The organism is Promicromonospora vindobonensis, assembly GCF_042685865.1.
GTDB classification, from domain to species: domain Bacteria; phylum Actinomycetota; class Actinomycetes; order Actinomycetales; family Cellulomonadaceae; genus Promicromonospora; species Promicromonospora vindobonensis.
The window spans coordinates 3,109,166-3,124,259 of record NZ_JBHUOG010000002.1 but is presented as its reverse complement, the minus strand read 5'-3'; the positions used below and the strand labels follow the sequence as shown (position 1 = coordinate 3,124,259).

The 15,094-nt window shown below is 71.8% G+C and carries 14 protein-coding genes and 1 pseudogene; 11 read left to right on the top strand and 4 right to left on the bottom strand.

Annotated elements, in window-relative coordinates; genetic code table 11:
- The first annotated feature begins 134 nt into the window (after positions 1-134).
- Together ACFS27_RS27145 and ACFS27_RS27140 are read left to right on the top strand one after the other, a co-directional pair.
- The gene (locus tag ACFS27_RS27145; RefSeq protein ID WP_377190173.1) at positions 135-488 is read left to right on the top strand and encodes a hypothetical protein; all 354 of its coding nucleotides are present in this window, start codon (positions 135-137) and stop codon (positions 486-488) included.
- Positions 489-511: 23 nt separating this feature from the next.
- Complete coding sequence (locus ACFS27_RS27140) at positions 512-994, top strand: DUF456 domain-containing protein (protein WP_377190171.1); 483 nt, start codon at positions 512-514, stop codon at positions 992-994.
- A 108-nt stretch (positions 995-1,102) separates the two neighbouring features.
- Here the strand turns inward: ACFS27_RS27140 and ACFS27_RS27135 are convergent, their stop codons facing one another.
- Positions 1,103-1,651, bottom strand: a complete 549-nt coding sequence (locus tag ACFS27_RS27135) for a PaaI family thioesterase (RefSeq protein ID WP_377190169.1) — start codon at positions 1,649-1,651, stop codon at positions 1,103-1,105.
- A gap of 24 nt (positions 1,652-1,675) precedes the next feature.
- Here ACFS27_RS27135 and ACFS27_RS27130 point away from each other — a divergent pair.
- A pseudogene (locus ACFS27_RS27130) lies at positions 1,676-3,714 on the top strand (prolyl oligopeptidase family serine peptidase).
- 13 nt (positions 3,715-3,727) lie between these two features.
- Positions 3,728-4,201 carry a GNAT family N-acetyltransferase gene (locus ACFS27_RS27125; RefSeq protein ID WP_377190168.1) on the top strand — a complete coding sequence of 158 codons (474 nt, stop codon included), beginning with the start codon at positions 3,728-3,730 and terminating at the stop codon, positions 4,199-4,201.
- Positions 4,202-4,279: 78 nt separating this feature from the next.
- Here the strand turns inward: ACFS27_RS27125 and ACFS27_RS27120 are convergent, their stop codons facing one another.
- The gene (locus ACFS27_RS27120; protein WP_377190166.1) at positions 4,280-5,839 is read right to left on the bottom strand and encodes a sugar transferase; all 1,560 of its coding nucleotides are present in this window, start codon (positions 5,837-5,839) and stop codon (positions 4,280-4,282) included.
- Between the two features lie 320 nt (positions 5,840-6,159).
- On the opposite strand from ACFS27_RS27120, the gene ACFS27_RS27115 reads away from it, so the two are divergent.
- The 5 genes from ACFS27_RS27115 to ACFS27_RS27095 all read left to right on the top strand — a co-directional run bounded on the left by ACFS27_RS27115 (position 6,160) and on the right by ACFS27_RS27095 (position 10,815).
- Positions 6,160-7,332, top strand: a complete 1,173-nt coding sequence (locus ACFS27_RS27115) for a glycosyltransferase family 4 protein (protein WP_377190164.1) — start codon at positions 6,160-6,162, stop codon at positions 7,330-7,332.
- A gap of 109 nt (positions 7,333-7,441) precedes the next feature.
- Complete coding sequence (locus ACFS27_RS27110; protein ID WP_377190162.1) at positions 7,442-8,689, top strand: DUF1972 domain-containing protein; 1,248 nt, start codon at positions 7,442-7,444, stop codon at positions 8,687-8,689.
- 13 nt (positions 8,690-8,702) lie between these two features.
- Positions 8,703-9,434 carry a CDP-alcohol phosphatidyltransferase family protein gene (locus ACFS27_RS27105; protein WP_377190160.1) on the top strand — a complete coding sequence of 244 codons (732 nt, stop codon included), beginning with the start codon at positions 8,703-8,705 and terminating at the stop codon, positions 9,432-9,434.
- Entirely contained in the window at positions 9,431-9,877 is a 447-nt protein-coding gene (locus ACFS27_RS27100; protein WP_377190159.1) for an adenylyltransferase/cytidyltransferase family protein, read from the top strand. Before ACFS27_RS27105 ends, ACFS27_RS27100 begins: the two co-directional genes overlap by 4 nt.
- Complete coding sequence (locus tag ACFS27_RS27095; protein WP_377190157.1) at positions 9,874-10,815, top strand: glycosyltransferase; 942 nt, start codon at positions 9,874-9,876, stop codon at positions 10,813-10,815. The genes ACFS27_RS27100 and ACFS27_RS27095 overlap by 4 nt, the downstream gene beginning before the upstream one ends.
- Before the next feature lie 109 nt (positions 10,816-10,924).
- Here ACFS27_RS27095 and ACFS27_RS27090 read toward each other — a convergent pair whose 3' ends face one another.
- Together ACFS27_RS27090 and ACFS27_RS27085 are read right to left on the bottom strand one after the other, a co-directional pair.
- A complete protein-coding gene (locus tag ACFS27_RS27090; protein ID WP_377190155.1) occupies positions 10,925-12,238 on the bottom strand; it encodes a lipopolysaccharide biosynthesis protein in 1,314 nt (437 codons plus the stop codon).
- Positions 12,235-13,254, bottom strand: coding sequence for a glycosyltransferase (locus ACFS27_RS27085; protein WP_377190153.1), 1,020 nt, complete (start codon positions 13,252-13,254; stop codon positions 12,235-12,237). Before ACFS27_RS27085 ends, ACFS27_RS27090 begins: the two co-directional genes overlap by 4 nt.
- A 91-nt stretch (positions 13,255-13,345) precedes the next feature.
- On the opposite strand from ACFS27_RS27085, the gene ACFS27_RS27080 reads away from it, so the two are divergent.
- Together ACFS27_RS27080 and ACFS27_RS27075 are read left to right on the top strand one after the other, a co-directional pair.
- Positions 13,346-14,326, top strand: coding sequence for a glycosyltransferase family 2 protein (locus ACFS27_RS27080; RefSeq protein ID WP_377190151.1), 981 nt, complete (start codon positions 13,346-13,348; stop codon positions 14,324-14,326).
- Between the two features lie 59 nt (positions 14,327-14,385).
- Complete coding sequence (locus ACFS27_RS27075; RefSeq protein ID WP_377190150.1) at positions 14,386-15,078, top strand: hypothetical protein; 693 nt, start codon at positions 14,386-14,388, stop codon at positions 15,076-15,078.
- The last annotated feature ends 16 nt before the right edge of the window (positions 15,079-15,094 follow it).

The window sequence follows — 15,094 nt, the reverse complement described above, 5'->3', positions numbered from 1 at the left end:
CGTCCACATAGTGGATGCCTATTGCTCGCATCGATGTTTCCTATGTGTATCCCTACTCGTTCAGTGGGGTACTGGTGAGGTTGACCACCCTGATCTGGCGTTTCCCGCACCAGCCCGGCATATAGCATCCAGGCATGGAGTTCCTCTACAACGTCTTCGTGTTCCTGCACTTCGCGAGCTGGGCTCTCGTGTTCGGCGGCTCGATCGCGTCGCTGCGCACCAAGGCGCTCTACAAGGGCGTGTCGCACGGCGCCATGGGTGCCGTGGTGGCTGGCGTGATCATGGTCGGCATCGCCGAGATGGCCGGGCCCTTCGGCGGTGGCGAGCTGGACATGGCGAAGATCGGCGTCAAGCTGGTCATTGCCCTCGCCGTCGCCGTGCTGGCCGTGCTCGCCGTCCGCAAGGGCGAGGACGTCTCCCCGGGCCTCAAGCGCTCCGTGCTCGGCCTCACCTTGGTAAACATCCTGGTCGCAGTGTTCTGGAACTGATCGCCGACCGTTAGGGTGCGGCCGTGAGCGTTCTCGGAGAAGTACTCGTCGGCGTGGCCGTCCTGGTGGGCCTGATCGGCATCGTCGTCCAGGTGTTGCCGGGGGCGGTCCTCGTGCTGGGCGGCATCCTCGTGTGGGCGATCATGACCGGCGGTGTCGAGGCCTGGGTCGTGTTCAGCATCGCGGCGGTCGCCATCGTCATCGCTGAGGTGGCCCAGTGGGTGATCGCGGGCAAGCACATGCGCAAGGCCAAGGTGCCCTGGCTGACCCTCGCCGTCGGCGGCATCGCCGGCATCATCGGTTTCTTCGTGGTGCCGGTGATCGGCCTGTTCCTGTTCTTCGTCGGCGCGATCTTCCTGCTGGAGTGGGCGCGGCACAAGGACGTGCCGGCGGCCTGGAAGTCCACCAAGACCGCGGTCCAGGCCACGCTGATCACCATCGGCGTGCAGCTCGTCGGCGCTCTGCTGGCCTCGGGCGCCTGGGTCATCGGCCTCTTGATCACGTGACGCAGCGCGAAGGTCCGCCTTGAGAATGTGATCAGGCACGGTTTCCCACCCGAAACCGTGCCGGATCACATTCTCAAGGCGGACCTTTCCCGTGCGAGCCACCCGGGCTCACGCGCCCGGGATGTCGAACACCAGCAGCGTGCTCGACGCCGTCGCGATGACCGCACCCGTCGCGTCCCGCACGACGCCCTCGGTGAAGCCGACGCGCGAGCCCGCCTTGACCACAGTGCCCTCAGCGGTGAGCGGGCCGCCGCCGCCGCGCACGGCCTTGACGTAGCTGACCTTGATCTCCACCGACGTGTAGCCCTTGCCCTGGGGCAGCACGGACTGCATGGCGCAGCCGCACACCGTGTCGAGGAGCGTGCACACGACGCCGCCGTGAACCGTGCCGATCGGGTTGTAGCCGGACTCGTCCGGCGTGCACGTGAACGTCACCCGGCCCTCTTCCACGACGTCGATGTCGAGGCCGAAGTGCGCGGCGATCGGGGGCGGCGGGATGACACCGTCACGCATCTGACCGAGGAACTCGATGCCGGACATCCCCGGCACCTTGGCCGCTAGCTGCATCGGGTCGTACCAAGTCAGGTCGCGGGTGCGCGGCTCGCCCCAGGCCTCTGGCGTGGCCGCCGGGGCAGCGGGCTGCTGTGATTCGGGCATGCCGGCAAGGGTAATGTCCGGCTCATGCAGGCCACCGACCTCCCGCTGATCCGTACCGTCTCGCGCCCCGCCGTCCACCCGGACGGCACCTGGGCCGTCGTGTCGGTGACCCGCCCCGACCTCGACGCCGACGCCACCGTCGGGCAGCTCTGGCGGGTGCCGCTGGTCCCGACGGGCTCGACCACCGGGCCCGGGCCCGAGCCCGGTGCGTCCAGCGACGCCGGCGGCCAACCCCGCCGCCTGACCCGAGGATTCCGCGACACCGCCCCGCGCACCTCGCCCGACGGCACCCTCGTCGCCTTCCTGCGCGCGCAGCCCCAGGCCGCGTCGCAGCTCTGGGTGCTCCCGACCGGCGGAGGCGAGGCCGTACAGGTCACGGACCGCACGCTGGGCGTGACCGACTTCCGCTGGTCGCCGGACGGCAGGCGGCTCGCCTTCCTGAGCCGCGAGCCGGAGCCGGGCCGGTACGGCTCGGTCGAGGGCATCGCGCCGGGTGCAGAGGCACCGCGCCGCATCACCGGGTGGAGCTGGACACGCAACGGCCTGGGCTACCACCGCGACCGCAGCACGTGTTCGTCGTGGACGTGCCCGACGTGGCCGCCGAGCCGGTGCAGCAGCCTGCACCGACCGCGCGGGGCGAGGCGGAGCCCCGTCCAGCGGTGCCGGAGCCACGGCGGATGACCACCGACGACGTCGACCACAGCGCGATCGCCTTCACGCCGGACGGCGGCTCGATCGGCGTGATCGCGGAGCGCGAGCAGGGTGCGGGCCAGGTGGCGCGCGGGACCGTCCGGGTGCTGCCGCTCGCCGCACCGGCAGGCGGCGGCTCCGAGGTGGACCTCGGCACGCTGGCCCCGCAGTCGATCGCGTTCGGCCCGGGCGGCGAGCTGTACGTCCTCGCGCAGGACCTCGGTCCGCAGGGCAAGGACTTCGTGGCCCGCAACGCCGCGCTGTACGTGCTGTCCGCGTGGGCCGATCCCGAGCCCCGCCGTCTCACCGATCCCGAGACGCAGGAGGTCGGCGGGGAGCCGGTGCCCCTGCCGGACGGCGGCGTGCTGCTCGCCCTCGCGAGCCGCGGCACGCAGCAGGTGGTCCGGGTGGCCGACGACGGTGTCACAACCCAGCTGACCAGCGGTGATGTCGTCGTCTCCGAGTTCGGCGTGGGTGGCGGGACGCTCGCTGTCTCGTACGCGGACCCCGGCAGCTACGGCGACGTCGGCGTCGTCGACCTGGCCGCGGGAGGCGAGCCTCTGCGGTGCACCGACTTCTCCGCGCCGCTGCGCGCCACGGGCATCGTGACCCCGGTCGAGCTCACGGTCGACGGACGCGACGGGTATCCGGTGCACGGCTGGCTGGCCGTGCCGGAGGGGACCGGCACGCACCCGACGCTGCTGATGATCCACGGTGGCCCGTACGCGTCCTACGGCGTCGGGCTGTTCGACGAGACGCAGGTGCTGGTCGACGCCGGGTACGCCGTCGTCTACTGCAACCCGCGCGGCTCGGCGGGCTACGGGCAGGCGCACGGCCGAGCGATCCGGCAGGCCATGGGCACCGTCGACCTGAACGACGTCCTGGACTTCCTGGACGGCGCTGTGGCGGCGGACGGGCGCCTCGACGGGTCCCGCGTGGGCGTGCTGGGCGGCTCGTACGGCGGGTACCTCACGGCGTGGGCCGTCGCCAACGACCACCGCTTCGCCGGCGCGATCGTCGAGCGGGGCTTCCTCGACCCCGAGGGGTTCTTCGGGACCAGCGACATCGGCTCGTTCTTCGGCCTCGAGTACGTGGGCGAGACCCCTGAGCAGGTGGCGGCGCAGTCGCCGCAGGCCGTCGCGGGGCAGGTGCGCACCCCGACGCTGGTCATGCACTCCGAGCTGGACCTGCGCTGCCCGCTGTCCCAGGCGGAGCGCTACTACTCGACGCTCAAGCGGCACGGCGTGGAGACGGAGCTGGTGGTCTTCCCTGGGGAGAACCACGAGCTGTCCCGCACCGGGCGGCCCCGGCACCGCCACCAGCGCTTCGGCCTGATCCTGGACTGGTGGAAGCGGTACCTGCCGGTGGGATGAGAGCATCGTCCCCGTGCAGATCATCACCACCCCGCTCGCCCAGCTCGACGCCGTCATCGCCTATGGGGTCTGGAAGCTGCGCCAGGACGTGTTCGTCGTCGAGCAGGACTGCCCGTACGAGGATCTCGACGGACGGGATCTCGAGCCCACCACCGTGCAGGTCGTCGGTCTCGGCGAGGCGGCGCCCGACTCGGTGTCCGACGGCGGGACCCGCGTGCTCGGCACCGCACGCGTGCTCGACGACGGCGACGTCTGGCGCATCGGCCGCGTGGCCCTGGTCAAGGGCGCGCGAGGCAAGGGGCACTCCGACGACCTCATGCGTGCGGCGCTGAAGTACATCGACGACGCCGGCGACGACCGCGACGTGGTGCTGGACGCCCAGTCCCCGTTGACGCGCTGGTACGGCAAGCACGGGTTCGGGCAGGACGGCGAGGAGTTCCTGGAGGACGGGATCCCCCACACGCCGATGCGCCTGGTCCGAGGCTGACGGCTCTCTTGGTTGTGGGCGCGACCGTTGCGACTACGTGACCGTTTTAGGCGCAACGATCGCGCCCACAACAAAGGGTCAGTAGGCGCCGCGGGCCGAGACGACCGCGCGGGCCGTCTGGGCGAGGATCAGCAGGTCGAGGAACGGCGTCCAGTTCTCGGCGTAGTAGACGTCGAGCCGCACCGACTCCTCCCAGGACAGGTCTGACCGCCCCGTGACCTGCCAGAGGCCCGTCATGCCCGGCTTCACCAGCAGCCTGCGCCGCATCCGCTCCTCGTAGGCCGCGACCTCGTGGGGCAGCGGTGGGCGCGGGCCGACGAGGCTCATGTGCCCGCACAGCACGTTGAAGAGCTGCGGCAGCTCGTCGAGCGAGTACCGGCGCAGGACGCGCCCGACCCGCGTGACCCGCGGGTCGGCACGCATCTTGAACAGCGGGCCGGCCGCATCGTTCGCGGCGGTGAGAGAGACGACGTCCCGGTCGGCGCCGACGTACATGGTGCGGAACTTGACCATCGGGAAGATGCGCCCGCCCCGGCCCACGCGGTGCGACAGGTAGAACACCGGGCCCCTGCTGGTCAGCGCCACCGCGAGCGTGATGAACAGCAGGACCGGCGCGGCCAGGATCGTCAGCAGGGCGGTGAGTCCCCAGTCCATGACCTGCTTCACGGAGAACTTGGGGCCTTCGAACCGGGGCGTGTCCACGTGCAGCAGGGACATCCCCGGAGCCGGGGACACGGTGATCCGTGGGACTGCGACGTCGGCCAGCTCGGCGGTGAGCATCAGGTCGACGCCGTACCGCTCGAGCTCCCAGCCCAGCCGCCGTACGACGTCGGCGGTCACCTCGTGCGAGCTGCACACCGCGACGGCGCCCGCCCCCACGGCGTGCGCCGTCTGCCCGACGCGGTCGAGGTCGCCGAGGACGGGGACACCGTTCACCTTCTCGCCGGGCCGCACACCGCTGGTCGGGACGCAGACGCCGACCACGACGAACTCCTGCTCTGGCGAGCCGTTCAACAGCCGGATCAGTCGTGCGGCCTGCTCCCGGCCGCCGATCGCCAGGACGATGGTCAGGCCCCCCTCGCCGCGCCGGCGCTGCCGCAGCAGGTGCTGCCGCCAGCCGTAGCGCGAGGCGACGAGGCCGATCATGCCGAGCGGGGCGGCGACGAGCAGCAGGGTGCGGGCCTCCGAGTACGCGGTGATCCAGGCGAGCAGGACGATCACGCTGAAGGACTTCCAGGTGGCGTCGAGGACCCGCTGGTACTCGGACATCCCGCGGCCGAAGAAGCGCACGTCGTAGGCGCCGTTCGTGGCCAGCGCCGCGAGCCAGACGATCGCGAGCAGCACGACGGCGCCCGTGTGCAGCATCAGGCCCGTGGTGGACCAGCGTGACGCGGCGTCGAGCGCGAGCTGCAGACCGTACGCCATGACCAGGGTCGCCCCGATCACCGTGGCGTCCGTCAGCCGGAGCCGTGCCCGGTACCCGGCCTGCCAACCGGTCCGGGCACGCGGGGCGGAGACGACGCGGAGCGGGCGGGCGGAGGTGTCCTCCGCAGTGGTCGAAGCACCAGGGTTCACTGGAAAGCCGTCGCGCACGGGAAAGAGAAGTGGCGGCTCACCGTCAACCGAGTGTGTGGTCACGCTCGATCCCTTCGGTTCCTGCTGGCGTGGCTGGTGCCCGGACGCATGCTTCGCACGGCGCCCAAGGCGTCGTGGGTCGTGACGTGGGGTGTAGTGCGTGCTCTCCGGGCGACCTGGCGCCGGTGGCTGGTGACAACGTACGGTGAAGTCACGGACAACGAGGTGTGAACCCGCAGAAGTCACCCGCTACCTCGCATCTTTCACCCTGGCCAGAGGTTATTTCCGGAGAAGAGTGGATATTTCACCCCTCCTCGTGGTCGGGTCGAGTTCACCCGGTCCGATATCTCCCGCGTGATGCCGGGCTGGCACAGTTGGCGACCATGACAACGGTTCTGCTCGCGCACGCCTCCGCGGACCTCTACGGCTCCGACCTTCAGCTGGTCGAGACCGCGGTCGGCTGCCTCGACGCGGGCGCGGACGTCGTCGTGCTGCTGCCGAGCGACGGGCCGCTCGCCGAGCGGATGCGCGCCGTCGGCGCACGGGTAGAGACCTTCGAGGTGCCGGTGCTGCGCAAGGCGCACCTGACGCCCCGCGGGATCCTGGGCCTGGGCGTCCGCACGCTGCGGGCCCTTGCCCCGATGACCGGGCTGATCCGGCGACTGCGACCGGACGCGGTCCTGGTCAACACCCTCACGATCCCCGCGTGGCTGGTCGCGGCCCGCCTCGCCGGAGTGGCGCCCGTGTGCCACGTGCACGAGGCGGAGGCGGACGCGCGCTGGGTGGTCCGGGTCGGTCTGGCCGCTCCGCTGCTGCTCGCGCGCGACGTCGTGGTCAACTCGGCGGCGGCGCGTGACGTCGTGGTCTCGGCGGTGCCCGCGCTGGGCCGGCGGACACGGGTGGTCTACAACGGCGTGCCGGGCCCGCCTGCCTCCCCGGAGCCCGACAACGACGCGGGCCCGGCGTCCGGATCGGCGCACGTCGTGCTGGTCGGTCGTCTGTCGCCCCGCAAGGGGTCCGACGTCGCGCTCGAGGCCGTGGCACGCCTGCGCCGGACCGGCCGGGACGTGCGGCTGACGCTGTGCGGTTCGGTGTTCGCCGGCTACGAGTGGTTCGAGGACCAGCTCCGGGCCAGGGCGGACGAGGACGACCTCGCCGGAGCGGTCCAGCTCGTGGGGTACGCGGACCCGTGGGCGTGGTTCGCGCGCGGCGACGTCGTCGTGGTGCCGTCGCGGGTCGAGCCGTTCGGGAACGTGGCGGTCCAGGCGATGCTCGCCGGGAGGCCCGTGGTCGCGAGCCGCACCCAGGGGCTGGCGGAGATCGTCCGCGACGGCGAGACGGGCCTGCTCGTGCCGCCCGGCGATCCCGCAGCGCTCGCCGACGCGATCGCGGCGCTCCTCGACGACCCGGCGCGCGCCGCTGCCCTGGCGGACGCGGGACGCCAGGACGCGGGAGTGCGGTTCGGCGCCCAGCGGTACCGGGCGCAGCTGGGGCGGCTGCTGGTGGTCCGGCGGACTGTCGTCCGAATGGTGCCGGGCAAGAGGCGTCCGGGTTAAAAAAGGAAATACCTCGTTGATGTGCCACAGCGAACAAAAGCGTGCGTTATAGGGGTGAAATGGTTGTCTTGGGCTGTTCCACGCATCTGGGGCGCTCTACGCTCCCGGAATGCCCCCGAGAACCCTGCACATCGCGATGGTCGGTACACGCGGTGTCCCAGCACGCTACGGAGGGTTCGAGACGGCGGTGGAGGAGATCGGCTCGAGGCTCGCGGCGCGCGGGCACCGGGTCCGCGTCTACTGCCGGCAGGACCACACCGTGCGGGACAACGCCGCTCCGCTCACGCACCACCTGGGCATGGAGCTCGTCACCCTGCCCGCCCTGCGTCGCCGCACCCTGGAGACGCTGAGTCACACCGCGCTGTCCGTCGCGCACCTGGCGGCGCGCCGCACCGACGTGGCCTTCGTGTTCAACGCGGCCAATGCGCCGTTGCTGCCGGTGCTGCGCGCGGTGCGCATCCCGGTCGCCACGCACGTCGACGGTCTGGAATGGCGCCGCGCCAAGTGGGGGCCGACCGGCCGGAGGTACTACCGGGCCGCCGAGACGGCGGCCGTGGCGCTCTCGGACGCCCTCATCGCGGACGCGCCGGGCATCGCCGACTACTACCGCGACGAGTACGACGCCGACAGCCGCCTCATCACCTACGGATCACCCGATCTGACCGGGGTCGGGCACGAGCGTCTCGCCGAGCTCGGCCTGACACCCGGCGGCTACCACCTCGTGGTCGCCCGGTTCGAGCCGGAGAACCACGTCGACGTGATCGTCGAGGGGTACGTGGCAAGCGCCGCGGAGCGGCCGCTCGTCGTCGTCGGGTCAGCGCCCTACGCGCACGAGTACACCGAGCGGATCTCGGCGCTCGCCGAGGGCGACCGGAGGGTGCGCCTCCTGGGCGGTGTGTGGGACCAGGGGCTCCTCGACCAGCTCTACGTGGGAGCCTTCACGTACCTGCACGGGCACTCGGTCGGCGGAACCAACCCGTCACTGCTCCGCGCCATCGGGGGCGGTACCGCCACGATCGCGTACGACGTCGCGTTCAACCGCGAGGTCCTCGGGGGCGCCGGCCGGTACTTCCGCACGGCGGACGACGTCGGCGCGCGTGTCGCCGAGGCCGAGAGCGACCCAGCGGACTGCGCGGACCGGGGCCAGGCCCTGGCCGAGCGAGCGGCCCTGTACGACTGGGACGACGTCACCGACGGCTACGAGCGGCTCGCGTTCGACCTGGCCGACGGCAGCACACCCGGTCCCAAGCCGTTCGCGCGGCGCAGGCATTCCGCGCAGTGGGCATGGTCCGCACCCACCATCCCGGTGGACCAGCCGGCAGGCGCTCCCGCCGACGTTCCCGCCGAGCGATCCTGAGGGGACAGGTCTGATGAGTACAGCCATCCGTGAGCCGTACGGCGAGGTCCTCGCCCGGCTCGGCACAGCGCAGAAGGGCGCCGCCCGCGGAGCCCCGGCATACTCCCGGTTCGTGAACCGCCGCATCGGCAGATACCTCGCGGCGGTGGCATACCGGGCGGGGCTCTCCCCGAACGCGGTCACGGGCGTGAGCGCGCTGTTCACGTTCAGCGGCATCGCCCTGCTGATCGCGCTGCCGCCCTCGTGGGGTCAGGGCGCTGCCGTCGCCGTGCTGCTCGTCCTCGGCTACGCCTGGGACTCGGCCGACGGGCAGGTTGCCCGCCTGACCGGCCTCGGCAGCCCCGCGGGCGAATGGCTCGACCACGCGGTCGACGCGGTCAAGGTGGTGACGCTCCCGCTCGCGCTGGCGGTCGGCCTCGCGGTGCACGACGTCGTGGCGCCGGCCTGGCTGCTCGTCCCTCTTGTCTCCGCGATCACCAGCAGCGTCCTGTTCTTCGCGATGATCCTCACCGACCAGATCCGCCGGGCGCACGGCGTGCAGTCGCAGGCACCGACCGACGGCCGGTTCCCGTGGCTTCGGTCCGTCCTGGTGCTGCCCACCGACTACGGCGTGCTGTGCTGGACGTTCCTGCTGCTCGGCGCGCCGACCGTCTTCCTGCTGGTGTACACGGCGATCACCGCCTGCACGACGGCGTTCCTGGCACTCGCCCTGGTCAAGTGGTTCCGCGAGGTGCGCGACCTGTGAGCGTCGTCGGCTACGCACCGGGCGCCTTTGACATGTTCCACGTGGGCCACCTGAACGTCCTCCGGCATGCCCGGAGCAGCTGCGACTACCTGGTGGCCGGGGTGGTCGACGACGACATGCTGGAGCTCGCCAAGGGACGCCGCCCGGTGGTGCCCGTGATCGAGCGGGCCGAGATCGTGCGCCACGTCGTGTACGTGGACGAGGTGTTCGTCGAGACACAGCCGGACAAGATCGAGACCTGGCGCCGGCGGCCCTTCGACGTGTTCTTCAAGGGCGACGACTGGAAGGGCACGGCCAAGGGACGTGACCTGGAACGCCGGTTCGCCGATGTCGGGGTGGACGTCGTGTACTTCCCGTACACGGTGCACACCTCCAGCACGGTCCTGCGGCGTGCGCTGGAGCTGCTCGAGGGCGGTGTGGCAGGCAGGAGCGACGTGCGATGAGGGGGATTCCTGTGGATGACGGTGGAGCAGCTTCGCGGGCGGCGACCAGGCTCGCGGACGTCGCCCTTGTCGTCGTCAACTACGGTTCCTCCGGCCTGCTCGCGACCAACCTGCCGCGGACGGTCGGTGACAGCGGCATTCGGGTCGTGGTCGTGGACAGCTTCAGCGGCACGGGGGAACGGGCGGCCGTCACCGGCCTGACCGCCGAGCACGGCTGGGACCTCCTCACCCCGGACACGAACGTCGGGTTCGGTGGCGGCTCGAACCTCGGCGCCGCACACGCGCTGGCGGCCGGCGCCCGGGTGCTCGTCTTCCTCAACCCGGACGCCTGGACCGACCCCACCGGCCTCGCGGCGCTCGCTGCGACCGTGCGGTCGGGGGGCCGGGCCCTCGTCGCCCCGCGCATCCACCGGCCTGACGGCAGCGTGTACTCGCGCGGCCTCACCTACCTGCGCCGCGCGGACGGCACGATGAGTGGTCGCAGCACATCGCAGGACGACGTGCCGTGGCTCAGCGGCGCCTGCCTGGCCGTCGGAGCAGGGCTCTGGGGCGAGCTCGGCGGGTTCGACGAGGACTACTTCCTCTACTGGGAGGACGTCGACCTGTCGTGGCGGGCCCTGGCGCTCGGGGCCCGGCTCGAGGTGGTCGACGGCGCCCGCGTGGTGCACGACGAGGGCGGCACCCAGGAGTCCCGGGGCCGGGCCAAGAGCGAGACGTACTACCGGTACGACATCCGCAACCGGATGCTGTTCGCGGGCAAGAACCTCGGCCCCACGGACGTGCGGCGGTGGCGTCGTACCCTGCCGCGGGCCGCACGGGCAGTGGCGCTGCGTGGCGGGCGCAGACAGTTCGTCGAGGGGATCGGGCCGTGGCGCGGCGTCGCGCGGGGCGTGGCGGAGGCGCTCGGCCCCCTGAAGCGTCGAGCGGGGGCGGGGTGACAGTAGGAATTCGGGTTGTGTTGCTCTGGGTAGACACCGTCTACGCAGAGCAACACAAGCCGCAGAGGTAGTGACTCTCCCGGGTGGCAGACCGAGTGGAGCGGTCCGCTCACCCCCGCTCGCGCAACCGACGGCGCACCCACAGCGCGTTCGGGATCACCTGGCACACCAGCACGGAGGCGGACGTCGCCCACACCGGGCCGGCCGCGCCCAGGTAGGGGATCGACCACCATGCCAGGCCGAGGTTCAGGGGCACCATCAGCACGATCGGGAGCACCTGGGCGCGCAGCCCCGCGGCGTCGGTCATGTACATGCCCACCGGGTACTTGGCGGCCTGGACGATCGTGAACACCACGAACGCCGCGACCAGCGGCAGGGAGAGGCCGAACTCACCGTCGGTCACCAGCGGGACCAGGATCGGAAGCAGCACCGCGAGCAGCAGGGCGAGCACGATGCCCGCCGCGACGAAGACCAGTGACGCCCGGAACGGCGAGGCCTTGACCGACTGGCTGCGGGCCCGTGCGAAGTGCGGCCACAGCGCGAGCCCTGCCGTCGAGACGGCGGCGAGGACGACGCCGAAGAGCTGCGCGGCGAGGTTGTACCGCGCCAGGTCCAGTGGCGTGCCCTGATGGCTGAGCAGGATCCGGCCGGTCTGCATGGCGACGGGCAGCGAGATCATCTGCACCAGCATCGGCCAGGCGACGTCGAAGACCCGGACCCCGGGCACTGCCCGCAGCCGGGGCACGTCCCGGAGTGCGGCGCCGACCTGGGGTCGGACCAGGCGGGCCGCGGTGATCAGGAGGACCACCGCCACGATCGCCGCCGCCGCGTAGGACGCGACGGCGAGAAAAGACCCCGAACCCTTGCCCAGCGCGAGGACGATGAGCACGCCTGCCATGACCAGGGGAGCGGTGAGCCCGGTGAGCGCCGTCTGGAGCGGGTTGCGACCGAGCCCCACGAGGATCCGGGCGCCGATACCGCAAGGCAGCGCGAGGCCGAGGACCGTCACGCACACCGTTGCGGCCACGGCGCCGCCATCCAGCAGTCCCGGGCCGAGGACCAGAGGCCACCAGCCGAGCACGCCCAGCAGCATCCCGACCGCCGCGATGGTGAGGCCGGAGCAGACCAGGATCCGGAAGGCGCTGGTCAGGGTCCGACGGACCACGGGATCGGTCTTCGCCCGGTCCGAGGAGGCCAGCACGTTGACCACCACTGCGGCCATGCCGAGATCGGCGAACGGGATCAGCGCGGGCAGGGACGCGAGCAGTCCGTACTGGGCGTACTGGGCCACGCCGAACTGCTCGATGATCAGGCGCGCGGTCACCATGCCGAGCAGCCCCGACAGGCCCGTCACGACCACCTGGACGATCGCGCTGTGCCCTACTGAACGCCATGGCGCGCGCGCCACCCGGGTCTCGGTCACGTGCGCACCCCGGATACCGCGCGGGACAGAGCCAGGCGATAGATGGCCAGGTGCGCGTGCCCTGCGTCGGCCCACTCGCGTGCGCCGAGGTCCGGGGACGCCGCGCGGGGTGCGCGGGCGGCCGACAGGGCCGCTTCGATGTCCGGGCCCGTGAGGTCGCCGGTGAAGGTGTGGATCCAGCCCGGGCCGACCTCTGTGGCCAGGTCGGCGTTGACCGCCGTGTCCGGGACGAGGACCGGCCGGTCGAGCGAGAGCGCAGCCAGGACGGTGCCCGAGTTGTGCATGAACCGGTAGGGCAGCACCACGAGCTCCGCGGCGGTCACGGCCGCGACGAGCTCGTCGTCGGACAGGAAGTCGAAGCGCAGGGTGACCCGCGGGTCGCCGTCTGCCAGTGCACTGACGGTGGCCGCCAGCTCCGGTGCGGACGCAGCCCCGGCGATCCCGAGCGTGAGCGAGTCGTCCACGATGGACCGGAAGGCCTCGACCAGGCCCTCGACCCCCTTGTACCGCCGGACCAGGCCGACGTACTGGAGCCTGCCGGGGACCACCGGAGAGCGGGGACCGGTGTACCAGTCGCGGTAGTGGCCGTGGGGGATCGTGGTCGTCGGTCCGGGGCACTCGGTGCGGTCGTTCAGCAGGATCCGGTGCGTCGTCAGGCGGTCGAACCACCGCAGCAGGAGCCGCTGGAGCGGACCGGCGTCGGCCGGGTGCTCGACGTTGTGCACGGTGCGGACCACTGGTGTGCGCGTGAGGGTGAGCCGAGCCAGCAGGAGCGCCGTGAGCACCCAGCGCGCCAACCGCGCGGAAGACCGCCGGCCGCCCAGGCCGAGGATCGTCTCCGGCCAGTGGAGGTGCACGACGTCGTACCGGCCGAACAAGGCAGCCCGGGGGGAGAAGGTGACTACCTCGACGCCCGGGGTCCGGCGTAGGGCCGCGGTCAGCATCGTGATGTACGGGTTGGTGGTGCTGCGCGGCTCAGGGTTCGAGGTCAGGACGCGCGGGTGAACCTGCTGCACGAGTCTCGACTCTCCGGTGCTCTCGGGGGGCGGGCCACGCTACGGTAACTGCCGGATCAGCCGCCGTGGTGCCGTCGAAGGGGTGATTGTGGTGGGTGAAGTCGCGATGGAGCGTTTGGTCGTCGCGGTGCTCACCTACCGCCGACCCGAGCGAATCGCGGTCCTCGTGCCGCTGCTCGTGGAACAAGCAGCCGATCTGGCGCGCCGCGTCGAGGGGGTCGACGTGAGCGTGCTGGTGGTCGACAACGACGCGGCTGGCACGGGTCTCGCCGCGGTGGATGGACTCACCGGCCCGGTGCGGCCCGGTGCCGGTCCGGCGTGCCCGGTGACCGTCGTCATCGAACCGGAGCCGGGCATCTCTGCCGCACGTAACCGGGCGTTGCACGCCTCGAGCGATCAGGACCTGCTCGTATTCGTGGACGACGACGAGGTGCCGCACCCCGGCTGGCTCGCCACCCTGTACGCGACCTACCGAGCGACGGGCGCAGACGCCGTCGCCGGGGCGGTGGTGTCCCGGTACGCGACCGAGCCCGAGCCGTGGGTGGTCGCCGGTGGGTTCTACGACCGTGCCCATCGCCGCGGGCTGCCCACCGGGTCCACCATCCCGGTCGCCGCGACCAACAATCTTCTGCTCGACCTGCGTGTGGTCCGGCGGACCGGCACGGCCTTCGACCCGGCGCTCGGGTTGTCGGGCGGCGAGGACACGCATTTCACCAGCGCGCTGACCAGGGCCGGTGGGCGCATCGTCTGGTGCGCCGAGGCGGTCGTGTCCGACGTGGTGCCCGCTGACCGGTTGACCCGTTCGTACCTCCTCGCCCGGAGCGCCGGCCTGGCCAATGCGTCGGCGCGCGTGGCGCTCATGCTCACGCCGGGCCGGGGTCGACGTGCCGCCCTGCGGGCGCGCACCCTGGCGGTCGGGGTCGCGCGGGGCATGCTCGGCTCGCTGCAGGTGGCGCAGGCGGTGGTGCGCGGCGACGTCGCAGGGGACGCGCGTGGCCGGCGCGCGCTCGCCAGAGCGCGTGGGGAGCTGCTCGCGGCCTGCGGGAGGGTGATGCTGCCGTACGCCCGGTAGGGGTGAACTCCGGAGGAACGCAGGCCGTGCGACACGGCCCGCCGTTACGCTCCGGGATCATGCCTGTTTCCCCTCTCGTCACCCGGCGTCGGCTCCTGCTGGCCCTCGTCGTCCTCGTCCTGGCGGTCGCGGCCGTCGTGGCGGCGGTGACGCTGCGGTCCACTGCCGACCCGGCGGCTGCCGCGTCGCCTTCGGCCAGCCCGACGACGACGTCGGGTGCTGGTGCCGACGACGAGGTCGAACCCGAAGCCGACACGCCGGGCGATGACGGCTCCGAACCGGCCGCCCCGGTGACGTCGGAGGAGGGCGATGCCGAGCCAGGCACTGCGACCGACAAGGCGACGGCCCCCGAACCCCGGGAGACCCTCGACCCGGCGCCTTTCGGCACCGAGGTGACGCCCGAGCCAGGTGTCAGCGTGACGGTGCCGTCCGTCAAGGAGGTGACCGGCGAGGCGAACGTTCCCGGTGAGGTGGGCGGCCCGGCGCTCCGGTTCGCGGTGGAGCTCACCAACGGCACGGGCAAGGTGCTCGACCTGCGGACCGTCGTCGTGAACGCCTACTACGGGCCCGACCGCACGCCGGCCACGCCGCTGCTCAAGCCCGGTGGCAAGGCGTTCGAGCCGGAGGTTGCCGTCGGCGGATCGGCCGGCGGGGCGTTCGTCTTCAGCGTCCCGACCGAGTTCCAGGATCAGGTAGAGCTCGAGGTCGATGCGGGCGTCGGCAAGGCGATCGCGATCTTCACGGGCGCCTGAGGCGCGCCGAGATCAC